This window comes from Actinomadura luzonensis (genome assembly GCF_022664455.2).
Classification (GTDB): domain Bacteria; phylum Actinomycetota; class Actinomycetes; order Streptosporangiales; family Streptosporangiaceae; genus Nonomuraea; species Nonomuraea luzonensis.
In genome coordinates, this window is record NZ_JAKRKC020000001.1 from 5600947 (window position 1) to 5624957 (window position 24011).

At 72.0% G+C, this 24011-nt stretch carries 23 protein-coding genes and 1 pseudogene; 14 read left to right on the forward strand and 10 right to left on the reverse strand.

The features are described from left to right. Window positions 1-4: 4 nt before the first annotated feature. The gene (locus MF672_RS26585; protein ID WP_242383442.1) at window positions 5-1054 is read right to left on the reverse strand and encodes a class I fructose-bisphosphate aldolase; all 1050 of its coding nucleotides are present in this window, start codon (window positions 1052-1054) and stop codon (window positions 5-7) included. Between the two features lie 151 nt (window positions 1055-1205). Here MF672_RS26585 and MF672_RS26590 point away from each other — a divergent pair, with 151 nt between their 5' ends. The 7 genes and pseudogenes from MF672_RS26590 to MF672_RS26615 all read left to right on the forward strand — a co-directional run bounded on the left by MF672_RS26590 (window position 1206) and on the right by MF672_RS26615 (window position 6706). After that, window positions 1206-1838, forward strand: a complete 633-nt coding sequence (locus tag MF672_RS26590) for an SRPBCC family protein (RefSeq protein WP_242383443.1) — start codon at window positions 1206-1208, stop codon at window positions 1836-1838. A gap of 17 nt (window positions 1839-1855) precedes the next feature. Further along, window positions 1856-2125: a DUF1876 domain-containing protein gene (locus MF672_RS26595; RefSeq protein ID WP_242383444.1), complete on the forward strand. Its 270-nt coding sequence runs from the start codon at window positions 1856-1858 to the stop codon at window positions 2123-2125. Window positions 2126-2197: 72 nt separating this feature from the next. Then, window positions 2198-3094, forward strand: a complete 897-nt coding sequence (locus MF672_RS26600; RefSeq protein ID WP_242383445.1) for an alpha/beta fold hydrolase — start codon at window positions 2198-2200, stop codon at window positions 3092-3094. 87 nt (window positions 3095-3181) lie between these two features. Beyond that, window positions 3182-3682 (forward strand): annotated as a pseudogene (locus MF672_RS51950) (phosphotransferase); the annotation flags it as partial. A gap of 22 nt (window positions 3683-3704) precedes the next feature. Next, window positions 3705-4211 (forward strand): phosphotransferase, encoded by a 507-nt coding sequence (locus tag MF672_RS26605; RefSeq protein ID WP_247815449.1) that lies wholly within the window; start codon window positions 3705-3707, stop codon window positions 4209-4211. Window positions 4212-4248: 37 nt separating this feature from the next. Beyond that, window positions 4249-5121, forward strand: coding sequence for a UTP--glucose-1-phosphate uridylyltransferase (locus MF672_RS26610; RefSeq protein WP_242383839.1), 873 nt, complete (start codon window positions 4249-4251; stop codon window positions 5119-5121). 31 nt (window positions 5122-5152) lie between these two features. Beyond that, window positions 5153-6706, forward strand: a complete 1554-nt coding sequence (locus MF672_RS26615) for an aldehyde dehydrogenase family protein (RefSeq protein ID WP_242383840.1) — start codon at window positions 5153-5155, stop codon at window positions 6704-6706. 47 nt (window positions 6707-6753) lie between these two features. Here MF672_RS26615 and glnII read toward each other — a convergent pair whose 3' ends face one another. After that, window positions 6754-7773 (reverse strand): glutamine synthetase, encoded by a 1020-nt coding sequence (gene glnII, locus MF672_RS26620; protein ID WP_242383841.1) that lies wholly within the window; start codon window positions 7771-7773, stop codon window positions 6754-6756. A gap of 153 nt (window positions 7774-7926) precedes the next feature. On the opposite strand from glnII, the gene MF672_RS26625 reads away from it, so the two are divergent. Further along, window positions 7927-9102 (forward strand): TerC family protein, encoded by a 1176-nt coding sequence (locus MF672_RS26625; protein WP_242383842.1) that lies wholly within the window; start codon window positions 7927-7929, stop codon window positions 9100-9102. A gap of 64 nt (window positions 9103-9166) precedes the next feature. Here MF672_RS26625 and MF672_RS26630 read toward each other — a convergent pair whose 3' ends face one another. Together MF672_RS26630 and MF672_RS26635 are read right to left on the reverse strand one after the other, a co-directional pair. Next, window positions 9167-12343, reverse strand: a complete 3177-nt coding sequence (locus MF672_RS26630; RefSeq protein WP_247815450.1) for an AAA family ATPase — start codon at window positions 12341-12343, stop codon at window positions 9167-9169. Window positions 12344-12353: 10 nt separating this feature from the next. Next, on the reverse strand, window positions 12354-13001 hold the full coding sequence (locus MF672_RS26635) for a hypothetical protein (RefSeq protein ID WP_242374963.1): 648 nt from the start codon (window positions 12999-13001) through the stop codon (window positions 12354-12356). A 274-nt stretch (window positions 13002-13275) separates the two neighbouring features. Between MF672_RS26635 and MF672_RS26640 the strand changes: the two genes are divergently transcribed. Beyond that, the gene (locus MF672_RS26640; protein WP_242374964.1) at window positions 13276-13614 is read left to right on the forward strand and encodes a carboxymuconolactone decarboxylase family protein; all 339 of its coding nucleotides are present in this window, start codon (window positions 13276-13278) and stop codon (window positions 13612-13614) included. Window positions 13615-13631: 17 nt separating this feature from the next. Next, window positions 13632-14381, forward strand: coding sequence for an SDR family NAD(P)-dependent oxidoreductase (locus MF672_RS26645; RefSeq protein WP_242374965.1), 750 nt, complete (start codon window positions 13632-13634; stop codon window positions 14379-14381). Between the two features lie 127 nt (window positions 14382-14508). On the opposite strand, the gene MF672_RS26650 is transcribed toward MF672_RS26645, so the two are convergent. After that, on the reverse strand, window positions 14509-15723 hold the full coding sequence (locus MF672_RS26650; protein WP_242374966.1) for an ABC transporter ATP-binding protein: 1215 nt from the start codon (window positions 15721-15723) through the stop codon (window positions 14509-14511). 178 nt (window positions 15724-15901) lie between these two features. On the opposite strand from MF672_RS26650, the gene MF672_RS26655 reads away from it, so the two are divergent. Next, window positions 15902-16963: a LacI family DNA-binding transcriptional regulator gene (locus MF672_RS26655; RefSeq protein ID WP_242374967.1), complete on the forward strand. Its 1062-nt coding sequence runs from the start codon at window positions 15902-15904 to the stop codon at window positions 16961-16963. Here MF672_RS26655 and MF672_RS26660 read toward each other — a convergent pair. After that, complete coding sequence (locus tag MF672_RS26660) at window positions 16935-18104, reverse strand: 2,5-dihydroxypyridine 5,6-dioxygenase NicX family protein (RefSeq protein WP_242374968.1); 1170 nt, start codon at window positions 18102-18104, stop codon at window positions 16935-16937. The two genes, MF672_RS26655 and MF672_RS26660, sit on opposite strands and share 29 nt — an antisense overlap. A 107-nt stretch (window positions 18105-18211) precedes the next feature. Then, the gene (locus MF672_RS26665) at window positions 18212-18700 is read right to left on the reverse strand and encodes a glutathione peroxidase (RefSeq protein ID WP_242374969.1); all 489 of its coding nucleotides are present in this window, start codon (window positions 18698-18700) and stop codon (window positions 18212-18214) included. A gap of 200 nt (window positions 18701-18900) precedes the next feature. On the opposite strand from MF672_RS26665, the gene MF672_RS26670 reads away from it, so the two are divergent. Further along, window positions 18901-19296 (forward strand): aggregation-promoting factor C-terminal-like domain-containing protein, encoded by a 396-nt coding sequence (locus tag MF672_RS26670; protein WP_308210518.1) that lies wholly within the window; start codon window positions 18901-18903, stop codon window positions 19294-19296. A gap of 336 nt (window positions 19297-19632) precedes the next feature. Beyond that, window positions 19633-20142: an aggregation-promoting factor C-terminal-like domain-containing protein gene (locus MF672_RS26675; protein ID WP_242374970.1), complete on the forward strand. Its 510-nt coding sequence runs from the start codon at window positions 19633-19635 to the stop codon at window positions 20140-20142. 22 nt (window positions 20143-20164) lie between these two features. Here MF672_RS26675 and MF672_RS26680 read toward each other — a convergent pair whose 3' ends face one another. Next, window positions 20165-20863 carry a TetR/AcrR family transcriptional regulator gene (locus MF672_RS26680; protein ID WP_242374971.1) on the reverse strand — a complete coding sequence of 233 codons (699 nt, stop codon included), beginning with the start codon at window positions 20861-20863 and terminating at the stop codon, window positions 20165-20167. 82 nt (window positions 20864-20945) lie between these two features. On the opposite strand from MF672_RS26680, the gene MF672_RS26685 reads away from it, so the two are divergent. After that, window positions 20946-22064, forward strand: a complete 1119-nt coding sequence (locus tag MF672_RS26685) for a ferritin-like domain-containing protein (protein ID WP_242374972.1) — start codon at window positions 20946-20948, stop codon at window positions 22062-22064. On the opposite strand, the gene MF672_RS26690 is transcribed toward MF672_RS26685, so the two are convergent. Both MF672_RS26690 and MF672_RS26695 read right to left on the reverse strand, forming a co-directional pair. Then, window positions 22057-23379, reverse strand: coding sequence for a sensor histidine kinase (locus MF672_RS26690; protein WP_242374973.1), 1323 nt, complete (start codon window positions 23377-23379; stop codon window positions 22057-22059). The two genes, MF672_RS26685 and MF672_RS26690, sit on opposite strands and share 8 nt — an antisense overlap. Window positions 23380-23422: 43 nt before the next feature. Continuing rightward, a complete protein-coding gene (locus tag MF672_RS26695) occupies window positions 23423-23902 on the reverse strand; it encodes a nucleoside deaminase (protein ID WP_242374974.1) in 480 nt (159 codons plus the stop codon). Window positions 23903-24011: the final 109 nt, after the last annotated feature.

The following is a 24011-nucleotide window of genomic DNA, read 5'->3' on the forward strand; positions in this document are numbered from 1 at the left end:
ACCTCTACGCGACAGTGACGTCGGGGTCGAGGTAGACGTCCTGCACGGCGTGCAGCAGCCGCACCCCGTCGGCCATCGGCCGCTGGAACGACTTGCGCCCGACGATCAGGCCCATCCCGCCGGCCCGCTTGTTGATGACCGCGGTGCGCACGGCCTGCGCCAGGTCGCCCTGCCCGCCGGAGGCGCCGCCGGAGTTGATCAGCCCGACGCGGCCCATGTAGCAGTTGACGACCTGCCAGCGGGTCAGCTCGATCGGGTGGTCGGCGGCCAGCCTGTCGTAGACGGCGTCGTGCGTCTTGCCGAACCGCAGCGCGCGGAAGCCGCCGTTGCACTCGGGCTGCTTCTGCTTGACGATGTCGGCCTCGACGGTGGCGGCGAGGTGGTTGGCCTGCCCGGTGAGGTCGGCGCTGAGCTGGTAGTCCACGCCGTCCCTGACGAAGTCCTCGTTGCGCAGGTACGCCCACAGCACGGTGAACAGCCCCAGCTCGTGCGCCTCCTGGAAGGCCGCGCGCACCTCCTGGAGCTGGCGCATGCTCTCCTGGGCGCCGAAGTACACGGTGGCGCCCACGGCGACCGCGCCCAGCTCGAACGCCTGCCGCACCGAGGCGAACGGCGTCTGGTCGTAGCGGTTGGGGTAGGTCATCAGCTCGTTGTGGTTGAGCTTGACGATGAACGGCACACGGTGCGCGTACCGGCGGGACACCGCCCCGAGCACGCCGAGCGTGGAGGCGATGGCGTTGCAGCCGCCCTCGACCGCCAGCTCGCACAGCGCGGCGGGGTCGAAGTAGGCGGGGTTCGGCGCGAAGGACGCCGCCGCCGAGTGCTCGACGCCCTGGTCCACGGGCAGGATCGACAGGTATCCCGTGCCGCCGAGGCGGCCGGTGTCGAAGACGTGCTGCAGGTTGCGGAGTACCGCCGGGCCTCGGTCGGTGCAGGTCACGACGCGGTCCACGTAGTCCGGCCCCGGCAGTTGCAGCGACTCGCGCGCGACGCCGGTGGCGTGGTGCTCCAGCAGGTAGGCCGCCTCGTCGCCGAGCAGCTCCTTGACTTCCATCTGCTTTCCCCTCTCGCAAGGCTCGCCCCGAGGGTCCTCCCGCCGCCGCCCGCCGGCCAGGGCCGAAGGTCACCGGGCCAGGGACGAACGTCCGCCCCGCTACCGCCCTTCGGCACTCGCCGCCGGGCCGGGGCCGTGCTGAGACTGGGGCATGGAGGAACGCGCCGACCGCCGAGTGCGGGCCCTGCTCCGGCCGCTGGCCGTGACGGCCGCGCTGGCCGCGTATCTGCTGTTCGTCCGTCCCAGGCTGCTGCGCTGGGGCGCGACGCCGGAGGAGGCGGGCGAGGCGCTGCCCGGCGACGAGCTGGTGCCGCGCCCGCACGTGGTCGCCACCCGCGCCGTCACGGTCGACGCGCCGCCGGAGGCGGTGTGGCCGTGGCTGGCGCAGATGGGCGGCCCGCCCCGGGCCGGCTGGTACGGCTACGACCCGCGCGACGAGCCCGGCCGCATCGTGCCGGAGCTGCAGAAGATCGAGGTGGGCGACCTGCTGCCGACCGGCCGCGGCGGCACCGGCTACCGGGTGGTGGAGGTGGAGCCCGAGCGGCTGCTGGTGCTGTCGATCCACGCCTTCCACGTCCTGGTCTCGTGGACGATCACGCTGCGGGAGGCCGGGGGGCGCACCCGGGTGGTGTTCCGGCAGCGGGTGCAGTGCCGGCCGGGCGTGCTCGGGCTGGTCTATCTGCTGCTGTCGCAGTCGGCCGACTTCCTCACCGTCAGGAAGCAGCTGACGACGATCAAGGCGCTCGCCGAGCGCGAATTCCGGCGGAGTTTCGTCGAGCCGTGAGCGGGCAGCCGGGTGCCATGAGAGCCACGGAATGGACGGTGCGCGTCGAGCTGACCGAGGACGGCGACGAGACGACGGCGCGGGCGGCGCTGGTGACCGACGAAGGGGCCGAGGTGACGGGCGAGGGCCGGGCGCGGCGCAATCCGTCGGACCCGGCGGTGCCGGGGATCGGGGCCGAGCTGGCCGCCTCGCGGGCCCTGAACGACCTGGCCGAACGGCTGGCGCTGATCACCCGGCGGGACATCGCGGGGTCGGCGGACACGCCCGTTCCGAGCCGTTCCTGGTAATGCTAATTATATCACGAATATCGAAATTCCGCATTTTTTACTAATGCCGCGTTAATCGCTACATTCCTCGGCATGCAACCGACGGAAGAGAAATTCGTCCCTTCTGGGGAATTGCGGCTGTGGACCGAGCGGTTCGGCGATCCGGCGGACCCGGTGGTGCTGCTCGTCATGGGCACCTCCACCCCCGGCATCGGCTGGCCGGACGAGCTGGTCGAGGCGCTCGTGGCGGGCGGGCGGCAGGTCATCAGGTTCGACCACCGCGACACCGGGCGGTCCTCGTGCGTGGACTTCGCGGCGGCGCCGTACGCGCTGAGGGACCTGGCGGGCGACGCGCTGGCCGTGCTCGACGGGCACGGCGTGCGGTCGGCGCACGTCGTGGGCGCGTCACTCGGCGGGGCCGTCGCGCAGTGGCTGGCCGTGCACCGTCCCGAGCGGGTGGCCCGCCTCACCGCGATCATGACCAGCCCGATGGGCGCGGACGCCGGCCCGGTGTGGGCCCGCGCCCTGTCCGGCCAGGCCCCGGACCCCGCCGACCTGCCGCCGCCCGCCCCGCGCTTCCTGGAGCACCTGGCCCGCGCGGCGGCCGCCCCGCGCGCGACCCGGGAGGAGCGGGTCGCCGCGGCCGTGGAGACCTGGCGGGTGCTGAACGGCGGCGTGCTGCCGTTCGACGAGACCGCGGCGCGCCGCCTGGCCGAGGAGACCGAGGACCGCACCGCCGACCCGTCGGCCGCGCTCAACCACGACCGGGCGGGCCGGGCGCTCACCCCCGACCGCCGCGCGCCGCTGTCCTCGATCGCCTGCCCGGCGCTCGTCGTGCACGGCACCGAGGACCCGCTGCTGCCGTTGCCGCACGGCGAGGCGCTGGCCGCCCTCGTCCCGGGGGCCCGCTTCCACGCCGTCCCCGGCATGGGGCACGGCTTCCTGTCCCCCGGCCTGCCGCGCCGCGTCGCCGGCCTGCTCCTCCGATGACGTGCCGCCGCGGCCGGGCGCTGCCCGCCGCCCCCGTGTACGATCTCCGGGGTCATCGGGCACCGGAGGGCTGAGGCGTTGGGGAAGATGCATGACGGCGAGGTCGACACCGACGAGGAGCTGGTGCGGCGGCTGATCGCCGCCCAGTTCCCGCAGTGGGCGGGCCTGCCGGTCGAGCGTTTCCCCTCGCCCGGCACGGTCAACGCCGTCTACCGGCTCGGCGGCGAGCTGTCGGTCCGCCTGCCGCTCGTCGAGCGGGCCGTCGGCGACGTGGAGAAGGAGCAGCGCTGGCTGCCCAGGCTGGCGCCGCTGCTGCCCGTCCCCGTCCCGGCGGTGCTGGGCGCGGGCGTGCCCGGCGAGGGCTACCCCTTCCCGTGGTCGGTGTGCCGGTGGCTGCCCGGCGGCAACCCCGAGGCGGGGCGGCTCGGCGACGCCGGGCCGCTGGCGGCCGACCTGGCGGCGTTCGTCACGGCGCTGCGCCGCGCCGGGCTGCCCGGCGGCCCCGCGCCTACCGCGGTGGCCCGCTCGGCGAGGTGGACGCGGGCGTGCGCCGCGCGATCGCCGAACTGGCGGCGATGGCCCCGGACCGGACGGCGACCCGGGCGGCGCCGTGGGCGGCGACGTGGGCGGCGGCGGCGACGTGGGCGGCGGCGTGGGCGGCGACGCGAGCAAAGGCGTGGGCCGCCTCTCTGGCCGCGGCCCCCGCGGCGGCCTGGTGGACGTCGCCGCCGTGACCGCCGCCTGGGAGGACGCGCTCGCCGCGCCCCCCTGGCCGGGCCCGCCCGTGTGGGTGCACTCCGACCTCATGCCCGGCAACCTGCTCGTCTCCGCCGGCCGCCTCACCGGCGTCATCGACTTCGCCACCGCCGGGGTGGGCGACCCGGCCTGCGACCTCATGGTCGCCTGGAACCTGCTGCCCGCCGAGGCCAGGCCGGCCTTCCGCGCCGCGGCGGGGGCCGACGACGCCACCTGGGCGCGGGGCCGCGGCTGGGCCCTGGCGCAGGCGCTCATCGCGCTCCCCTACTACCTGGACAGCAACCCGGCGATGGCCGCCAACGCGCGCCACGTGATCCGCGAGGTGCTGGCCGACCTGATCACGGGCGGCCGGCTCGGGTAACGTCGGCACTCTCCCCCCTCAGGCGAAGGAGAGACCAGTGGTGCACAAAGCGGTGATCCCGGTGGCCGGCCTGGGCACGCGGCTGCTGCCCCTCACCAAGGCGCTGCCGAAGGAGATGCTGCCGATCGGCGACAAGCCGGTCATCGAGCACACCATCCGGGAGCTGGTGGAGTCGGGCATCGACGAGATCACCATCGTCACCTCCTCGCGCAAGGAGCTCGTCCAGCGGCACTTCGCGCCCGACGCCGACCTGGAGCGGCAGCTCCGCGAGGCGGGCAAGGAGGAGCTGGCCGCCGCCGTGGCCGAGCTGTCGTCGCTGGCCCACATCACGTACCTGTACCAGAACGGCCCGTACGGCAACGGCACGCCGGTGCTGAACGCCGCCCGCGTCATCGGCGACGAGCCGTTCATGGTGTTGTGGGCCGACGACGTGTTCGTGGCCGAGGTGCCGCGCGCGCGGCAGCTCAAGGCCGCCTACGAGGCCACCGGGGCGCCGGTGCTGGCGCTGATGCCGATGGCGGTCGAGGACGCCTCCCGCTACGGCGTGCCGGTCGTCGAGGAGGACCTGGGCGGCGGCCGGCTGCGCATCTCGGGCCTGCTGGAGAAGCCCCGCCCGGAGGAGGCGCCGTCCCGCTACGCCGCGATCGGCGGGTACGTCGTCACCCCCGGCGTGATCGACGAGCTGGAGGCCGCCACGCGCCGCCGGCGGGAGCGGCCGGAGGGCGAGATCTACCTCACCGACGCCCTGCACCGCCACGCCGCCGCCGGCAACCCGGTGTACGGGCAGGTCATCGACGGCACCTGGTGGGACACCGGCTCCCCGCTCAACTACCTGCGCGCCCAGTTCGCGGCCGCGCTCGCCCATCCGGCGTACGGGCCGGAGCTGCGTAAATTGGCCATGGAGAGCTAGCGTCTACCGCAGAACTTACGGAGGAGGTCCGGTGAGCCGGCAGATCATGTCCATCGTGGGCGGCAAGGAGGCCGCGGCGGCGGCCACATACGACTCGACCAACCCCGCCCGCCCGGCGGAGGTGGTGGCCCGGGTCGGCCTGGCCGACGCGGCCACGTTCGCCGCCGCCTGCCGCACGGCGGCCGAGGCGCAGCGCGAGTGGGCGAAGGTGCCCGCGCCGGTGCGCGGCCGGGTGATCGCCTCCATCGGGCGGCTGGTGGAGGCCAACGCCGAGGCGCTGGCCCGGCTGGTGACCGAGGAGATCGGCAAGCCGTACGCCGAGGCGCTGGGCGAGGTGCGGGAGATCGTCGACACGTGCGACTTCTTCCTCGGCGAGGGCCGCCGCCTCTACGGCCAGACGGTGCCGTCGGAGATGCCGGACAAGAACCTGTTCACCTTCCGCAACCCGGTCGGCGTGGCGGCGGTCGTCACCGCGGGCAACTTCCCGGTGGCCGTCCCGTCCTGGTACCTCGTGCCGGCGCTGCTGTGCGGCAACGCGGTGGTGTGGAAGCCCGCCGAGTACGCCGCCGCCTCCGCGCACGCCATGTTCCGCCTGTTCGTCGCGGCGGGCCTGCCGGACGGCGTGCTCAACCTGCTGTTCGCCGACGGCGCGCAGACCTACGCGGGCCTGGAGCTGGCCCTGTCCGAGGGCAGCGTGCAGAAGGTCGGCTTCACCGGCTCCAGCGAGGTCGGCCGGCGCATCGGCGAGCTGACCGGGCGGCACCTGCAGTCGGCCTGCCTGGAGCTGGGCGGCAAGAACCCGATGGTGATCATGCCGGACGCCGACCTCGACCTCGCCGCCGAGGGCGCGCTGTTCTCCGGCTTCGGCACGGCGGGCCAGCGCTGCACCAGCCTCGGCACGGCGATCGTGCACGAGAGCGTCCACGACGCGTTCGTCGAGCGGTTCACCCGGGCGCTGGCGGCGGCGGCCGTCGGCGACCCGACCGGCGACGTGCTGGCCGGGCCGCTGCTCGACGGCAAGTTCGCCGAGCGCTACGAGGAGTACCTGACCTGGATCCAGCCCCACCACACGGTGGTGTCGGGCCCGGTGGGGCGCATCACGAAGGACAACCCGCGCGGCGGCTTCGACGGCGGCGACGGCCTCTACTACCACCCGGTGATCGTCGACGGCGTGCGGCCGGGCGACCGGCTGTTCATGGAGGAGACGTTCGGCCCGATCGTGGGCGTGACGACGTTCCGCACCCTGGAGGAGGCCGTCGAGCTGGCCAACCTGCCCGGCTACGGCCTGTCCAGCTCGATCTACACCGGCGACGCGAGCAGCGCCTTCCGCTTCCGCGAGGGCGTCTCGGCCGGCATGGTCAGCGTCAACAACTCCACCTCGGGGGCGGAGGCGCACCTGCCGTTCGGCGGCAACGGCAAGTCGGGCAACGGCAGCCGCCAGTCGGGCATGTGGGTGCTCGACCAGTTCACCCGCTGGCAGGCGATGAACTGGGACCACTCGGGCCGGCTGCAGAAGGCGCAGATGGACGTCGCGGAGATCGTTCCCGACCTGGGCTTCCGGCTCGCCGAGACGCGCCTGCCCTGAGCACGCGAGAAGGGGCCCCGCGCGCGGGCCCCTTCTCTGTCGGTCGGTCAGACCTGGCCGGCCTTCTCCAGCGCCGAGCAGCAGGTGTTCACCAGCAGGCGGGTGACCACGTACGGGTCGACGTTGGCGTTCGGGCGGCGGTCCTCGATGTAGCCCTTCTTGTCCACCTCGACCTGCCACGGGATGCGCACCGACGCGCCGCGGTTGGACACGCCGTAGCTGTACTTGTTCCACGGGGCGGTCTCGTGGTGGCCGGTCAGGCGCAGCTCGATGTCGGCGCCGTACTGGGTGACGTGCTCCATCGGCTTGTCGCCCTCGCCGAGCGCCTCGCAGGCGGTGATGATCGGCTCGTAGCTCTCGCGCATGGCCTTGGTGGAGAAGTTGGTGTGCGCGCCGGCGCCGTTCCAGTCGCCGCGGGCGGGCTTGGCGTCGAGGGTGGCCTCCACGCCGAACTCCTCGGCCGTCCGGTAGAGCAGGTAGCGGGCGACCCACAGGTGGTCGGCGACCTCCAGGGGGCCCGCCGGGCCGACCTGGAACTCCCACTGGCCGGGCATGACCTCGGCGTTGATGCCGGAGATCTTCAGGCCGGCGGCCAGGCAGCGGTCGAGGTGCAGCTCGACGATCTCGCGGCCGAAGACGGCCTCGGCGCCCACGCCGCAGTAGTAGTGGCCCTGCGGGGCGGGGAAGCCGCCCTCGGGGAAGCCGAGCGGGCGGCTGCCCTTGAAGAAGGTGTACTCCTGCTCGATGCCGAACCACGGCTCCTGAGCGGCGAACTGCTCGGCGATCGGGCGCAGCAGGGCGCGGGTGTTGCTGGCGTGCGGGTCGCCGTTGATCTCCTCGACCTCGCACAGGACGAGCACGTTGGCGCCGCCGCGGATCGGGTCGGGGCAGGTGAAGACCGGGCGGAGCACACGGTCCGACGAGTGGCCCTCCGCCTGGTTGGTGCTGGAGCCATCGAAGCCCCAGACCGGCGGCTCGGCCCCGTCGGCCAGGATCTTGGTCTTCGAGCGCAGCAGAGCGGTGGGCTCGGTGCCGTCGATCCAGATGTACTCAGCCTTGTAGCTCACGGCGGTCCTTTCACGGTCTCTCTCAGCCACGCCGAGTCTTCCGGACGGCCGTTTCCCGCTTTTTGCCCGAATGTGAACGCCGTGTTAATCGGCCGGCCCATACCTGGAGGCCGGAGCAGGCATAACCCGTCACCGGTGGGACACACGTTACCCATGAGCGTCTCGCCGCTGGTCTGGTGGCTCACGATCGCCGGGATCGTCGCCCTGCTGCTGTTCGACTTCGTCTTCCACGTGCGCAAGGCGCACGTGCCCACGCTGCGCGAGGCGTCCCTCTGGTCGGCCCTGTACGTCGGCATCGCCCTCGCCTTCGGCGCCGGCGTGTGGCTGCTCGGCGGCGCCGAGCCCGGCACGGAGTACTTCGCCGGTTACGTGACGGAGAAGGCGCTGTCGGTGGACAACCTCTTCGTCTTCCTCGTCATCATGTCGAGCTTCAAGGTGCCGCGCGCCGACCAGCAGAAGGCGCTGCTGTTCGGCATCGTGTTCTCGTTGCTCGCGCGGAGCCTGTTCATCCTGGTCGGCGCGGCGCTCATCAACACCTTCGCCTGGGTGTTCTACCTGTTCGGCCTGATCCTGCTGGTCACCGCGGGCAACCTGCTCAAGCCCGAGAGCGAGGAGAGCCACTCGCCGGACAACCTGATGGTCCGCCTGGCCCGCCGGGTCTTCCCGGCCACCGACACCTACGACGGCGACAAGCTCTTCACCGTCAGGGACGGGCGGCGGGCGATGACGCCGATGCTGCTCGTCATGATCGCCATCGGCGGCACCGACATCCTGTTCGCGCTGGACTCGATCCCGGCCATCTTCGGCCTGACGCAGGACGTCTACATCGTCTTCACCGCCACCGCGTTCTCGCTGCTGGGCCTGCGCCAGCTCTACTTCCTCATCGACGACCTGCTCGACCGGCTGATCTACCTGACCTACGGGCTGGCCGTCATCCTGGGCTTCATCGGGGTCAAGCTGGTCCTGCACGCGCTGCACGAGAACAACGTGCCGTTCATCAACGAGGGCGAGCCGGTGCCGGTCGCCGAGATCAGCACGGGGCTGTCCCTGTCGGTGATCGTCGGCGTGCTGCTGGTCACCGTGGTCGCCTCGCTGGCCAGCCCGAAGGGGCGGGCCCAGAACGCCGTCTCGGCCGCGCGCCGGCACGCCCAGGAGTACCTGGAGGTCGAGCACGACCCCGGGCTGCGCGAGGAGCTGTTCGCCAAGGTGTGCGCGAAGGAGCGGGAGCTGCGGGCGCTGCCGGACAAGCACCGGCGGCGCATCCGCGAGGAGGAGCGGCTGATGGCGCTGCTGCGCCGGGTGCACGAGGAGCACGACCGGACGGGCTGACCCCGCCGGCCGTGCTCCCCCGTGCTCGCGGACGCGGCTCCAGGCGCGGCTTCAGGCGCGGCTGTCAGGAGCGGCTGTCGCGCCCGTTGCCGTTGCCGTTGCCGTCGTAGCCGAGCAGCCGCAGCGCGGTGTCCGGGTCCATGGCCGCGGCGAGGAGCTGGGCCCTCGCGTGCGCCTCGTCCCGCTCGCGTTCGGCCTTGGCCTGGGCGGCGCGCACGCCCCTGACCGCGACCAGCGCCAGCCCGCCGCCCACGATGACCGCGACGATCACCACGAACAGCAGGAGCAGCAGCCCCGGCGAGGCGAGGCCGGAGCCGCCCGCGTTCAGCAGGTTGCCGCCGGCGCCCGTCACCGCCAGCGCGGCGATGATCGACAGCACCACCAGGCCGAGCAGGCTGGCCAGGACCAGCCAGACCCGGCCCGCCCCGCGCCGCGGCCGCGACGGGGGCGTGAGCGGGGGCGGCGCGGCCTCCGCCTCGACCACGATCGGCACGGGCGCCGACGAGGGGCCGGGCGCCCACGGCACGAACTCCGGCCGGTCGGCCGGCTCGGGCACGGCCGCCCCCGGCACCGGCACCGGCACCGGCACCGGCACCATCATCGCCGGCGGGCCGGTGACCGCCGGCGGCTGGCCGGCGGTCACCGGCGGCCCGGACGACTGCCCGGGCGGCGGCGGGAGCGGGACGGCGGTGGAGGAGTCCGGCGGCCCGGCCGGATGCCCGGTCAGGTAGCCGGTGGAGTGCCCGGTCGGGTGGCCGGTCGGGTGGCCGGTCGGGTGGCCGGTCGGGTGGCCGGTCGGGTGGCCGGTCGGGGGCGTGATCTGGACGGCCGTCGCCACCGCGCTCCCGGCGAAGGCCGCCGCCGGCTCGGCGGCCCGGGCCGCGCCGGGCAGCTCGCGCTCGACCCGGCTGTGCTCCCGGTGCGCCCGCGCCGCCTCCTGGTGGTACTCCTCCAGCTCCTCGTACAGCTCGTCGGAGGCGTAAATGGTGCCGTCGATGAGCGGGCCGGGCTCGCGCCGGATGATCGCCACGACGTCGTCGCCGTTGAGCGTCTTGTGCGTCTCCAGCGCGTGCGCCACGCACAGCACCTCCCTGCGGTGCTCCTGCAGCAGCCGCTCGGTCTGCTCCAGCAGCCGCACCAGGTTGAACTCGATCCGCTCCCCCAGCACGTCGGGGGTGAGGTCGGGCTCGCGGCGGGACGGCTCCCGCTCGGTGATGCCGATGCCGCCGGCGCCGCCGGGCGCGCGCTTGCGCATGGCCTTGCCGCCCATGATCTCCAGCTCCTGGAGCGCGGGCAGCGAGGTGACGCCGGAGCCCATGCCCCAGTACGACTCCATCATGGCCGTCAGGTACGTCGCCGAGAACAGGTCTCCGGAGACGCCGGAGGAGTTGTCCTCGCCGAAGAACATGCGCTCGCCGGCCAGCGAGGCCAGGGAGACCATGATGTCCGCCTCGTGCTCGGACTTCCACCGGGTGAACTGGTCCTCGGGCTTGATCGAGGCGACCATGCCGAGGTAGTCCGCGCCCTTCTCGATGGTGGCGATGTCGATCTCCAGGTGGAACCGGGTCGCGTACGCCACCACGGCGTGGCACGCCTCGTGCACGGCGACGGCGTGCCGCTCGCGCTCGATGTACTCGACGTCCTCGGGCGGGCCGAGCTGCTTGAGCCGCTTGGCGCGCAGCACGTCCGACCAGGTGATGACCTCGCGCCCGTCCCTGATGGCGGTGATCAGCGACTCGTTGACCAGGTCCTTGATCGTGGCGCCGGTGGCGTACGGGGTGATGGTGGCGAGCTTGTCGATCTGCGCGGGCGTCAGCTCGTGCCAGACCTTGTCGAAGTAGCCCTGGTAGGTGCGCACCCGCCCGGCCTTGGACGGGTAGCCGACCTTGTAGATGCGGTCGATGCGGCCCGGCCGCAGCAGGGCCTCGTCCAGCGCGTCGGGCCGGTTGGTGGCCATCATGACGAGGATGCGGTACTTGGGCGGCGGCTTGGGCCGCATGCCGAGCAGCCGGCGCACGAACCGGTTGAAGAAGCCGCGCGGCTTCTTCAGCCCGGACAGCTCGGTGAGCAGCGCCTGGAGGGTGCCCGGGTCGCCGCTGTTCATCATGCCTCCGCCCATGACGAAGCGGCTGATCCCGCCGGGCTCCTTCGTCTCCTCGCGCCGGCCGCGGAAGGCGAGCACCTGCCGGGTGGACTCGGACAGGTAGCTGAAGCCGTGGCAGCCGTGCGTGTCGGTCGCGGAGAAGCCGCCCGGCACGTTGGGCCCCTGCTGGGCGAGCTGGCCGCGCTTGCCGAGCGAGTCGGCCTCGTCGAAGAAGACGATGACGCCGCCGTAGCGCAGGGCGAGCTTGCGCAGCTTGCGGAAAAGGGTCTTGACCTTGAGGATGCCGATGCCCATGAACATGTTCGTGAACGCGCCCGGATCCACGAACACGTACGGCTTGCCGGTCTCGCCGGCCACGGCCTCGGCCATGAGGGTCTTGCCGGTGCCGGGCGGGCCCCACAGCAGCAGGCCGCTCGGCACGTACCCGCCGCGCCGCTCGATCTCGTCGGGCCGCTCCAGGAAGACGATGTTCTCCCGGACCCGCTCGACCACGTGGTCCTGCCCCCACACGTCCTTGAAGCGGGTCTTGATGTCGTCGGGGAAGTACGTCTCGACGCCGCCCCGCGACAGGAACCAGAACAGGCCGACGAACTGGATGATGACGAAGAAGAACAGGAAGACGATCTGGAGGAAGAACGGCAGCGCCTGCCACAGCAGCGCGGGCGCCTGGAGGAGCGCGGCGAACGGGTGCACGTCCAGGACCGCGCCCAGGACGAGGGCCGCCAGCACGACGAGAAAGACGATCTTCAGCGCGCGGGAGAGCCGGTAGCGGGTCCAGTCGTCGAAGCGCCGGTGCGCCCACCGCTCGAAGCCGCCGAAGACCTTCTGGCTCCAGAAGCGGTGGTAGCCCGACCAGTGCTCGGAGACGAGGAAGTGGAGCTGCCGCACCACCTCGACGCCGAGCAGCCAGAAGATCCACTGGTAGGCGCGGGCGATGGCCTGCGCGGCCTGGGGGAAGGTGACGACGCCTTCGTAGTCGGCCATCACCTTCCACGTCAGGACGAGGTAGGCCAGCACCAGAGCGATGAGGAACTTGCTCCGATCCCAGAACTGCATCTTCTTCCTGGTCACGGATTCCGGGTCGGACGGCCCGCTGCCGGGCGCGCGCAGCCCTTCATGGTGTTCTGTGATGGTCAATGGTGCTCCCTCATCCAGGCAGCCGGAGCAGCTTGAACGAACTCTCGATCTTGTCGAAATCGCCGGCGCGCTGCCGGTAGCAGGAGACCTGGCAGCCGAGGAGCAGGACGGAGACCGTGTCGCCCTGCTCGTCGAGGATGGCGGTGTGGTCGAACGTCTGGACGTTGTCGCCGATCTGGTAGTTGTAGCGGACCCGCACGCCCTTGGCGCCGTGGTCGAGGGTCAGCACCTGGTCGTCGAGGAGCTCGAAGTTCCTGAAGACCGGCAGTTGCCCGGCCGCCACCGTCTGCTGCAGGTAGTACTCGCGCATCTGCTCGGTGACCGGGAGCACGAAGTCGCGCAGCCGGTCGATGGAGACCGCGTCCCGCTGCTCCTCGGTGAGCTGGTGCACGGTGGCGTAGACGAAGGGTTCCGGGGAGCCCAGCAGGTGATCGGCCTTGGGATCCGCGGACTGGTCGAAGGCCGTCGACCAGACCCGCTGCGCCCGCAGGGCCGCCGCCTGCGAGCCGGGGTGGTCGCCGGACAGATACAACTCGATGGGAGTGGCGTCGAGCTGCTTGAACGAGGACGGCACCCGGAAGTACGTCGTGCCGTCACGATCACGGACGTAGGTGAACTCCGGCTGCCCGCACGCAGACAGCAAGGTGACCGCGACCATGAGCGCGATCCAAGCCCGTGTCTTTTTCACCAGGGCTTACCTCCGCTTTACGGACCAACGGAGTTGTTGTGCCCGCTTTCAGGCGTAATGAGCCCGATGCGCGGTGAGAAATCTTGACCAAATCTTGCCCGGCCCTTGGCTCGATTTGTTACAGATCAGAACGAGGCCGGGGCCATGGGATCACTCGTTCCGTACAACGTTCATGCAACCCCATTGGTTCAACTGAGGAAGTGGCGAAAGATATGAGGATCCCTACCGACACCCGGAGCGCGACATGACGGAACCCGCAATGCAGATCGTCGACTCCTTCGGCATGATGGCCGAGCGCCAGTTCGCCGACGTGTGGGCGAGGACGGTCCTGTCGGTCAGGGAGCGTCGGCTGCTCCTGCTCGGGCTGCTCGTCGGGCAGGGGCTCGACGAGCTGACGGAGGTCCAGCTCGACGCCGCGCTGCGGACGGGCGCCCTGTCGGCGACCGAGCTGCGCGAGGTGGTGGTCTTCCTGTCGCACTACGCCGGCTGGGCGCGCGGCTCGCGGCTCAACGACCAGGTGGAGAGCCTGATCGAGCGGGCCGGCGGGTCCGGCGCGGGCAACGGCGAGCACGCCGGCCCGTAGGCGTTAGGGTTGCGGGCATGCCCACCGCTCTGATCACCGGCGCCACCGCGGGGCTCGGCGCCGCCTTCGCCCGCCGCCTGGCCGCCGAGGCGTTCTCGCTCGTCCTGGTCGCGCGCGACGAGGCCCGCCTGGCCGAGAGCGCCGGCCAGCTCAAGCTCAGGTACGGCGTCGACGTCGAGACGCTGCCCGCCGACCTGACCACGGACGAGGGCCTCGCGGCGGTCGAGGCGCGGGTGCGCCAGGGCGTCGACCTGCTCGTCAACAACGCCGGTTTCGGCCACCACGGCCGCTTCCCCGACGTGCCGGCCGCCGACGAGGTGCGCATGCTCAAGCTGCACTGCGAGGCGGTGCTGCGGCTGACCCTGGCGGCGCTGCCCGGCATGCGCGAGCGCGAGCGGGGCGCGATCGTCAACGTGGCGTCGGTGGCGGCGTTCTTCAGCCGGGGCACCTACAGCGCGTCCAAGGCGTGGGTGGTCAACTTCAGCGAGTCGGCCGCGGCCGATATCGGCGATCCGCGGATCAAGATCATGGCGCTGTGCCCCGGCTTCGTGCGCACCGAGTTCCACCAGCGCGCCGGCATGGACACCGCGGGCATCCCGGGCTTCCTTTGGCTCAAGGCCGACGACGTGGTGCGGGAGGGCCTGCGCGACCTGGCGCTGGGCAAGCGGGTGTCCGTGCCCGACGTGCGCTACAAGACGATCGTGGCGCTCGGCCGGCTGGTGCCGCGCGGCCTGCAGCACTACGTGTCCTCGCGCATCGGCCGCTGACCCGCCTCCCGCACCAGCTCACCGCCCCGGGAAAAGGGCGGGCCCCCGCCGCGGGAGGGGGTCGCGGTGGGGGCCCAACGGCCGTGAGCGTCGCTCACGGCCGGGAACCAGAAGCCGGGAGCCCTGCTCAGCGGTTGGCCTCGTGACCGATGGCCAGGCCCGAGGACGGGTCGAAGAAGTGCAGGTTGTGCGTGTCGACGACCAGGTCGATGTTCTGGCCGGGGCGCGCGTGGCTGCGGGCGTTGACGCGGGCGGTCCACAGGGACTTGTCGCCCGCCAGCGGCAGCGCCGCCTCCTCGTCGTCGCCGGTGTCGGCGGCGGCCACGGTGTCCTTGTGCTCGACCGGCGGGGCGTCGATGAGGAACAGCACGTTGATCTCGGAGCCCAGTTCCTCGGTGACCTCCGCGCGCACCGGCAGGGTGGCCCAGCCGTTGCTGGCGTGGCTGCCGGCCGAGACGGCGTCCTCGAAGTCGGACGGGCGGATGCCCAGGATGATCTTCTTGCCGACGTACTGGTCGAGGCCCGGCTTGTCGGCGAAGGTGGAGTCGGGGATCGGCAGCTTGAAGCCGGCGAAGGCCACCGCGGCGCCGCCGTCGCGGACCAGCTCGGCGGTGACGAAGTTCATCGCGGGGGAGCCCATGAAGCCCGCCACGAACAGGTTGACCGGCTTGTCGAACAGGTTCTGCGGGGTGTCCACCTGCTGGAGGATGCCGTCGCGGAGCACGCAGACGCGGTCGCCGAGGGTCATGGCCTCGACCTGGTCGTGGGTGACGTACACGGTGGTGACGCCGAGGCGCTCGTGCATCTGGTTGAGCGAGGCGCGCATCGAGACGCGCAGCTTGGCGTCCAGGTTGGACAGCGGCTCGTCCATGAGGAAGGCCTGCGGCTCACGCACGATGGCGCGGCCCATGGCGACACGCTGGCGCTGACCACCGGACAGGGCGGCCGGCTTGCGCTTGAGGTACTGCTCCAGGCCGAGCATCTTGGCGGCCTCGTTGACCCGCTTCTGGATCTCCGGCTTCGGCATCTTGCGCAGCTTGAGGCCGAAGGCGAGGTTCTCCTCGACCGTCATGTGCGGGTAGAGCGCGTAGTTCTGGAAGACCATCGCGATGTCGCGGTCCTTGGGCGGCAGGTGGTTGACCACCTTGTCGCCGATGGAGATCTCGCCCCCGCTGATGTCCTCAAGGCCGGCGATCATCCGGAGCGCGGTCGACTTACCGCAACCGGACGGACCGACCAGCACCATGAACTCGCCGTCCTTGATCTCAAGGTTGAGCCCGTTCACGGCCTTCACGCCACCGGCGTAGATCTTGTCGACGTTACTCAGAACGATGGATGCCATGACATTCCTTCGTGCTCCAGGGCACCAGCGGCCCGGATGTACCGTGTCCCCACTCACGTGGATACGTTTTCAAACATCTCACCCGAAACGGACATGCGTGTCAAGGGTTCCAACGTGACCAGCCGTTGTCGGCGCGCACGGCTTCCCCTGCCGCGGAAAGCATGATGGAATCGTTTCCATGGAAAGGCGGGCGACGATCAAGGATGTGGCCGAGGCGGCCGGTGTGGGCGTCGCGACCGTGTCCAGGGTGCTCTCGGGCGGCTCGGCCAGCCCCCGCACCAGGGAGCGCGTGCTGGCCGTCGCCGCGCAGCTCGACTACCGGCCGAGCGCGCTCGGCCGCAACCTGCGCCAGCGCCGCACCGGCGGCATGGGGCTGCTCGTCCCCGACCTCACCGACACCTTCTACGGCCAGCTCGCCGAGGGCGTGCTCGCCTGCGCCCGCTCGGCCGGCGAGCCCGTGGTGATCGGCTCCACCGGCGACGACCCCGAGCAGGAGTCGGAGCTGATCGGCATGCTGCTGGAGCAGAGCGTGGACCGGCTGATCGCGGTCCCGGCGGGCGACGCCGAGACCTGGGCGCCGGCGGCGCGGGCGGGCATGACGGTGGTCTTCGCCGACCGCCTGCCGGCCCCGGCGGCCGGCGAGGAGGACCCGCGGGCGGCGGCGGTCGGCGACCTCATGCTCCTCGACGGCCTGTCCCCCGCCGCCCGCCCGCGCCCGCCCGAGGCGCCGTCGGTGCTGGCCGACGACCGGGCCGGCATCCGCACCGCCGTGCGCTACCTGCGCGGCCTCGGGCACCGGCGCATCGCCTTCCTCGGCGGCCCCGGGCACGACCGCCGGGTCGCGGCCTTCCGCGAGGCGGTGGGCGCGCCGGTGGACGAGGAGCTGGTCGTCTTCGCCACCGGCAGCCGCGACTCCGCCTACGCCGCCGCCTCCGGGCTGTTCCAGAGCCGTCCCGACCTGTCGGCCGTGGTGGCCGGCGGCAACGTGCTCGGCGAGGCCGCCGTGCTCGCCGCCCGCGAGCTGGACCTGCGGGTGCCGCGGGACGTGTCGCTCATCATGTACGACGACGTGCCGTGGGCCGAGCTCTGCTCCCCGCCGCTGACGGTGATCGCCCAGCCGGGGCGCGACATGGGCTACCGGGCCGCCGAGCTGGTGCTGCGCTCGGGCGGGCGCCGGGCGCGCGGGGTGGTGCTGCCGACCGAGCTGATCATCAGGGGCAGCTGCGGCCCGCACCGCTGACCGCCCCCCGCTCCGCGCCCCCGGCGGTGTAGCGGCGCGGCAGGATCATCGTCGGGTTGTCGTCCAGGATCACCTCGGGCGGGCCGAACCGCGCGGCCACCTCCCGCACCTCCGGGTGGTCGAGCAGCAGCAGCCGGCCCCGCTCGATGAACAGCTCGCCGTCCACCACCATCGTCGGCCGGTCCACCTGGATGTCGCAGTGCGCGAACCCGGGCCCGCTGGTGACCGGCATGCCGCCGGTCAGGCCGTCGATGCCGCAGTAGAAGGCGCCGGCGTGCTTCTCGCGCTCGAACTGCGTGCCGCCCGCCACCCGCACCTTCGGGTTGAGCCCGATCAGGCCGTGGCGCATGTAGTAGCCGCCGGGGGCGTAGCGGCGGAGCTGGTCGGCCGCCACGCCGCCCTCGATCTTGCGGACCAGGTTGCCCTCCAGCGTGATGCGCAGCGGTTCCTCCGGAACGCCGGTCACCGTGGACTCCTCGATGACGATCACGCCCTCGGTGTCGGTGGGCCAGAAGTTGGCGCCCCCGTACGGGAAGGGCCGCCAGTCGCCCGGCCGCATCGCGCCCGGGTCGGGGTCGAAGGTGAACCCGGAGTAGGTGACGTCGGTGCCGCGCTCGGAGGTCACCCGGATCGCGCGGGCCGGCGAGAGCCGCTCCAGCGTCAGGCGCAGGAGCACGTAGAAGACCTCGGCCGGCAGCCGCCCGCCGGTCAGCAGCGCGCCGGCGGTGGCCGTCATGTGCAGCGACAGCCAGCGCGACGAGCGCGCCTTGATCTGGTCGAAGAACAGCGGCGCGGTGTGCACCTCGCCCCACCACGTCGCGGCGATGACGACGTCGGCCTCGCGGAAGGCGGCCGTCTCGATGTCGAGCGGCGCCTCCCTGTCCCACCCGCCGGGGCTGAACGGCGGCACCGACAGGATCCGCACGTCGGCGTCCCGGAACGCGGCCCCGGCGGCGAGCGCCTGCACCACGACCGGGTCGACCGTGTGCTCCGTCATCAGCAGCACCCGCTCGCCGGCCTGCAGCCGCAGGTACTCGAGCGCGTTGCGGACGCCGGGCATCAGCTCCACGATGGAGTACGGCGCGACGGCGGGCTCGGTGGCGTAGCTGAAGGGGGATCCTGCGTACGGGTTCGTCGTCATGGGTCAAGGGCTCCTAGCGGGACGTCAGGCGGGCTGTGCGCTAGATCGATACCCCGCGCGGGAAATCGCGTACCGTGTCCGCCCGATTACCCGAACCCCGGCGGGGATCAGGCCAGGAGCTTGTCGATGGCGCCGGTCACGGCCGGGTCCTCGGGCTCGGTGCCGGGGCGGAACCGGGCGACCGGCCGCCCGTCCCCGTCGACCAGGAACTTCTCGAAGTTCCACTGCACGTCGCCCGCCTGCCCGTCCGCGTCCGGCAGATCGGTGAGCCCCGCGTAGAGGGGGTGCCGGCCGGGCCCGTTGACGTCGGTCTTGGCGAGGAGCGGGAAGTCCACCCCGTACGTCGTGGCGCAGAAGGTCTGGATCTCCTCCGCCGACCCCGGCTCCTGCCCCATGAACTGGTTGCAGGGCACGCCGATGACGGTGAGGCCGCGCGGGCCGTACTGCGACTGGAGCTTGACCAGGCCGCTGTACTGCGGCGTCAGCCCGCAGCGGGAGGCGACGTTGACGATGAGGGCGGGCCGGCCCCCCGTGAGCTCACGGAGCGTGGTGGGGGCGTCGGCGAGCGTGCGGAGCGGGATGTCGCTGAGGCTCATGATCCGACGATACAGAACCGCGCCGGCAGCTCCGGCCCGAGAAATGTGATGCAGTTCTCATTCTCCCGACAAAACCGCTGAACGATGCGTTATCGGGATCTTTACCAACGATCTACCTTTCCATGGTCAATTCGCAACGAATGGTGCTTATCGGGCAGGGTGGCGCGGTCCATGTCCCCTTCGAAAGGGAATCCATGCCCATGCTCCGCCGTACCGGCGTCCTGGTCCTGACCGCCACCCTGGTGGCGGCAGGCGGCGCCTCGGCCGCACAGGCGCAGAGCTCCCAGACGAGCACGAGCAGCAGGAACAAGTCGATCGCCAAGCCCATGGTGGCCGCGCGAGGCTGGAACATCGCCCAGTTCGCCTGCCTGGAGCGGCTCTGGGCCCGGGAGAGCGGCTGGAACCACCGGGCCGGCAACGGCTCCGGCGCCTACGGCATCCCGCAGGCGCTCCCCGGCCACAAGATGGCGTCCTCAGGCGCCGACTGGCGCACGAACCCCCGCACCCAGATCAGATGGGGCCTCGGATACATCAAGCAGCGCTACGGCACACCGTGCGGCGCGTGGGGCCACTTCCTGTCCCACAACTGGTACTGAGCCAAACCCCAGGCTTGGCCGCTTTTTACGGCAAGCCGCCGTCAGGATCACGACAGGCCCGGCAATACCGCCCCAGCGAGGCGGCCTTTTATCCGCAACGATCGCACAAAGGCCTGTCCTTCGCGTGTCCTGATGTATGACCCACGGTGACAGCGCGTAATAGGAATCGTGCTAAAGGACACGTCGCGGTGCCCTCCGGGCCGTCCAGCACGATCGGGCGGAAGCAGGATCCCGGAGGGCCGGCGGACCCTTCGCGTGCGCGCCACGTACGCGGACCGGCAGGGCGCCCCGTCAGCGGGGCGCCCGTCCGCGCGCGGCCCGGCAGCAAGGATCGCCTTGGACAGCAAACGCGACAGCAAACGCGACACCAAACGCGACGGCAAGCGCGCACTCAGCGGCACGCTCATCAGCCTGACGGCGCTCACCGCGCTCAGCACGATCACCACGCCCGCGGCCTGGGCGGGGGCGGCGGAGGCGCCGACCCCGATCAGGACCAGGACGTGGACGACATCCGCGCAACCCGACATCCCGGCCATCAAGCCGGCCAACAGGAACAAGAGGATCGCCCTGGACCACGTGGTCCAGCGGTCATGGAACCTCACCGAGTTCCGCTGCCTGGACCAGCTCTGGACCAGGGAGAGCAACTGGAACCACCACGCCTACAACCGCTCGTCCGGCGCGTACGGCATCCCGCAGGCACTGCCCGGCGGCAAGATGCGCGGCGCGGGCCGCGACTGGCGGTCCAACCCGGAGACGCAGATCCGGTGGGGCCTGGCCTACATCAAGGGCAGGTACGGCCGGCCGTGCGGAGCCTGGGGCCACTGGAGGTCTCACAACTGGTACTGATGATGGCCGGGAGGGCGCCCGGTCAGCGGGTGCCCTCCCTGCTTCCCCGCTGCCTGCTCGCCTGCCCTCTGCTGCCCTGCTCCCCGCTCCCCCGCTCCGCCCGCGCGGCGGCCGCCTGGATGAGCATCTCCAGGCCGAACTCGAACTCCTCCTCGTGGTCGCACTCGTCGAGCAGCGACGCCAGCGAGCTGACCTCGGGGAACAGCGCGGCGTCCACGCCGACGGGCGAGATGGTCCGGGTGTGCGCGGGCGCGAACGCCGGCGTCACGCCGACCTCGCGCAGCAGCGACCCCACGATGTAGGCGATGAACACGCGCAGCATGCTGACCGCCTCGGCCCCGTCGAAGCCCGCGCTGCGCAGCGTGGCGAGCGCCCGCTCGACCGGCAGCAGGCCGGCGGCCGAGTGGAGCTGCCTGCTGACCACCAGCATCGTCGAGCGCGGGTAGTGGCTCGCGATCTGCCGGAAGGCCCGCGCCTGCGTGCGCACCCGGTCGGCCCAGTGGGCGTCGGGGTCGTCGGTGAACTCGATCTCGCTGAGCACCGCCTCGGCCACGCCGTTGAGCAGGGCGTCCTTGCTGGGGACGTGGTTGTACAGGGACATCACGCCGACGCCCAGCTCGGCGGCGATGCGCCGCATCGAGATCGCGTCGGCCCCCTCGCGCTCGATGAGGTCGATGGCGGCGGCGACGATCCGGCCTCGCGAGAGCGGCTCCGTGGGCATGGCTCATTCTATTGACCGCCGTACGCCGTACGTGCAACTCTCACGGGAGTACGTACGGTGTACGTCTCCCCCCGGAGGTCCGATGTCGACGCACGATCTCTACACCATCCCCGCCGGCCTCTCCACCTGGAACGTCGAGATGTCCGGCGCCAGCCGGTTCACCTGGGAGTACGACGACGGCCGCGACCGCATGCTGGCCCTGTACCAGAAGGGCAAGGACAAGCAGTGGGACTCGGTCAAGCGCATCGACTGGGATCTCGAGGTCGATCCGTACAACGTGCTCGGCGTCCCCGACCAGACGATCGCCATCCACGGCACGCCGCTGTGGGAGCGCATGAGCGAGCGGACCCGCCAGGAGGTGCGGCTGCACGGCGCCGCCTGGCAGTTCTCCCAGTTCCTGCACGGCGAGCAGGGCGCGATGATCTGCTCGGCCAAGATCGTCGAGTCGGTGCCCGACCTCGACTCGAAGTTCTACGCGGCCACCCAGACCATGGACGAGGCCCGCCACGCCGAGACCTACGCCCGCTTCCTCCAGGAGAAGGTGGGGCTCGCCTACCCGATCAACGAGCACCTGAAGGCGCTGCTCGACAGCACGCTCAGCGACTCCCGCTGGGACATGCCCTACCTCGGCATGCAGGTGCTCATCGAGGGGCTGGCGCTGGCGGCGTTCGGGGTGATGCGCGACATCACGACCAAGCCGCTGCCCAAGCAGATCCTCGCGTACGTCATGCAGGACGAGGCCCGGCACGTCGCCTTCGGCCGGATGGCGCTGCGCGACTACTACCGCAACCTGTCGGAGCAGGAGCTGCGCGAGCGCGAGGACTTCGTCATCGAGGGCTGCTACCTCATGCGCGACCGGCTGCGCGGCGAGGAGACCTGGGAGAACCTGGGCCTGTCGCCGGCCGAGGTCGACGAGGCGATGGAGGCGACCGAGCACTCGGAGTACCTGCGGCTGTTCCGCTCACTGCTGTTCAGCAGGATCGTGCCGTGCGTCAAGGACATCGGGCTGTGGAGCCCGCGGCTCCAGCAGGCGTACGCGGACATGGGCGTGCTGGAGATGGCCGGCCAGTCGCTGGACGCGCTCATGCGGCAGGACGAGGACATCGCCGACAAGCTGGACGCCGAGCGCTTCGCCGAGGAGGAGGCCGAGCGGCACGCCGAGGTGGCCGAGACGATCGCCCTGGGCACGGACGTCAGGTAGGGGCCAGGGGCAGGCGGAGGACGAGGCAGGCCCCGGGCCCGTCCGTGGCCGACAGCGTGCCGCCGTGGGCGCGGGCGATGTCGCGGGCGATGGGCAGGCCGAGGCCCGAGCCGCCGCTGTCGCGCGAGCGGGTGCGGTCCAGGCGGGTGAAGCGTTCGAAGACCCGTTCGCGCATGTCCTCGGGGATGCCGGGGCCGTCGTCGCGGACCTCCAGCACCGCCTGCCCGTCCTCGGCCCGCACCCGCACGCTGACCCGCGACCCGCCGTAGCGGTCGGCGTTGGACAGCAGGTTCGTCAGCAGGCGGGCCAGGCGCAGCCGGTTCCCGCGGACGACCACCCCGGGCCGCAGGTCGGCGGTCACCGGCAGGCGGCCGCCGCGGCGCTCGATCTCGTCGGCGGCGAGCCGGCCGAGGTCGACGTCCTCCTCCTGCCCGGCGGGGGCGGCGGCGTCCAGGCGGGCCATCAGCAGCAGGTCCTGGACGATGTCGGACAGGCGGCGGGCGTCGGCGAGCGCGGCCCGCCAGTCGGCCTCGTCGCGTTCCTCCAGCCCCGCCTCCAGGCGCACCAGCATCGCGGTGATCGGGGAGCGCAGCTCGTGGGAGGCGTCGGAGACGAAGCGGCGGTGCCGGGCGACGGCGTCCTCCAGGCGGGCCAGGGTGTCGTTGACGGTGCCGGCCAGCTCGGCGACCTCGTCCCGGGCGGGCGGCACCTCGACGCGGCGGGTCAGGTCCTCGGCGCTGATGCGCTGCAGGTCGCGGCGGATGCGCTCGACGGGGGCCAGCACCCGGCCGGTGCCGTACCAGGCGCCCCAGCCGAGCAGCGCCAGCAGCAGCGCGGCGGAGCCGTAGAGCAGCACCGGCAGGAGCGGCGAGCGCAGCAGGTACGGCTCCCGCACCGCCGCGTAGGCCACCGCCGGCCCGTAGGCGGTGGCGCGGTTGCTGGTGCCCACGACGACGAGGCAGCCGCGCGGCCGGCACACGCGATCGTCCACCCGCGAGTCGCCGCCGTGCGGCCGGGCCGCGGTGAGGGCCGGCCGGCCGGTCAGGCTCTCGCTGGCGGCGAGCACCTGGCCGCGCTCGTCCACGACCTGCAGCAGGGTGACCGGCCCCTGGGCGGGGATGGGGCCGGTGAAGCGGCGGTCGTCGATGAGCATGGTGAGGCGGCGGCTGGCGGTGGCGGCCTGGACGAAGAGGTCGGCGCGGGCCCGCGCCGGGTACGTCAGCGAGATCGCCACCGTGCCCGCCAGCAGCACGACCCCGAAGACGATCACCGTCGCGATCGTCATCCGGGCCCTGATGGAGTGGCGGCCGCCCATGCCTCCGACTGTGCCAGGAGCACGGCAAACCGCAGGTCAAACGCTATGCAGCCCCGTGGAAGCGGCGGTGCAGCTCTCTGACGGGGCCGGCCAGCTCGGGCACCGGCCCGTCCACCCGCGCGCCGGGCACGACCTCGCCGACCGGCAGCGGCCGGACGGGCGGCGCGGGCACGCCCAGCTCGGCCAGCCAGCCGGCGAGCTGGGCGGAGGAGGCGGCGTAGACGATGCGGCCGAGCCCGACCCAGCCGTGCGCGGCCGCGCACATCGGGCAGTGCTCGCCGGAGGTGTAGACGGTGGCCGTGGCCCGCTCGGCGGGCGTGAGGTTGGCCGCCGACCAGCGGGCCAGCTCGAACTCCGGATGCCGGGTGCGGTCGCCGCCCGCCACCCGGTTGTGGTCCTCGAACAGGATCTCACCGGCGGCGGAGACGAGGACGGAGCCGAAGGGCTCGTCGCCCTCCTCCAGCGCCTCGGCGGCCAGCTCGACGCAGCGACGCAGGTGCTTGAGGTCAGCATCGGAAATCATGACGCTCGATTCTACGCCGCCCATTGTGCATGATCCTTCATGTTTTCCCACGTCACATACGTGAAACGCACCCCTGAGCCACAAAAAACGGGTTGATCGCCAGTATTAG

What these genes read in the sequence shown, in the direction of transcription:
- MF672_RS26585 (WP_242383442.1), bottom strand. Translation starts at nt 1,054, where the DNA reads ATGGAAGTCAAGGAGCTGCTCGGCGACGAGGCGGCCTACCTGCTGGAG.
- MF672_RS26590 (WP_242383443.1), top strand. Translation starts at nt 1,206, where the DNA reads ATGGAGGAACGCGCCGACCGCCGAGTGCGGGCCCTGCTCCGGCCGCTG.
- MF672_RS26595 (WP_242383444.1), top strand. Translation starts at nt 1,856, where the DNA reads ATGAGAGCCACGGAATGGACGGTGCGCGTCGAGCTGACCGAGGACGGC.
- MF672_RS26600 (WP_242383445.1), top strand. Translation starts at nt 2,198, where the DNA reads ATGCAACCGACGGAAGAGAAATTCGTCCCTTCTGGGGAATTGCGGCTG.
- MF672_RS26625 (WP_242383842.1), top strand. Translation starts at nt 7,927, where the DNA reads ATGAGCGTCTCGCCGCTGGTCTGGTGGCTCACGATCGCCGGGATCGTC.
- MF672_RS26635 (WP_242374963.1), bottom strand. Translation starts at nt 13,001, where the DNA reads ATGGTCGCGGTCACCTTGCTGTCTGCGTGCGGGCAGCCGGAGTTCACC.
- MF672_RS26640 (WP_242374964.1), top strand. Translation starts at nt 13,276, where the DNA reads ATGACGGAACCCGCAATGCAGATCGTCGACTCCTTCGGCATGATGGCC.
- MF672_RS26645 (WP_242374965.1), top strand. Translation starts at nt 13,632, where the DNA reads ATGCCCACCGCTCTGATCACCGGCGCCACCGCGGGGCTCGGCGCCGCC.
- MF672_RS26650 (WP_242374966.1), bottom strand. Translation starts at nt 15,723, where the DNA reads ATGGCATCCATCGTTCTGAGTAACGTCGACAAGATCTACGCCGGTGGC.
- MF672_RS26655 (WP_242374967.1), top strand. Translation starts at nt 15,902, where the DNA reads ATGGAAAGGCGGGCGACGATCAAGGATGTGGCCGAGGCGGCCGGTGTG.
- MF672_RS26660 (WP_242374968.1), bottom strand. Translation starts at nt 18,104, where the DNA reads ATGACGACGAACCCGTACGCAGGATCCCCCTTCAGCTACGCCACCGAG.
- MF672_RS26665 (WP_242374969.1), bottom strand. Translation starts at nt 18,700, where the DNA reads ATGAGCCTCAGCGACATCCCGCTCCGCACGCTCGCCGACGCCCCCACC.
- MF672_RS26670 (WP_308210518.1), top strand. Translation starts at nt 18,901, where the DNA reads ATGCTCCGCCGTACCGGCGTCCTGGTCCTGACCGCCACCCTGGTGGCG.
- MF672_RS26680 (WP_242374971.1), bottom strand. Translation starts at nt 20,863, where the DNA reads ATGCCCACGGAGCCGCTCTCGCGAGGCCGGATCGTCGCCGCCGCCATC.
- MF672_RS26685 (WP_242374972.1), top strand. Translation starts at nt 20,946, where the DNA reads ATGTCGACGCACGATCTCTACACCATCCCCGCCGGCCTCTCCACCTGG.
- MF672_RS26690 (WP_242374973.1), bottom strand. Translation starts at nt 23,379, where the DNA reads ATGGGCGGCCGCCACTCCATCAGGGCCCGGATGACGATCGCGACGGTG.
- MF672_RS26695 (WP_242374974.1), bottom strand. Translation starts at nt 23,902, where the DNA reads ATGATTTCCGATGCTGACCTCAAGCACCTGCGTCGCTGCGTCGAGCTG.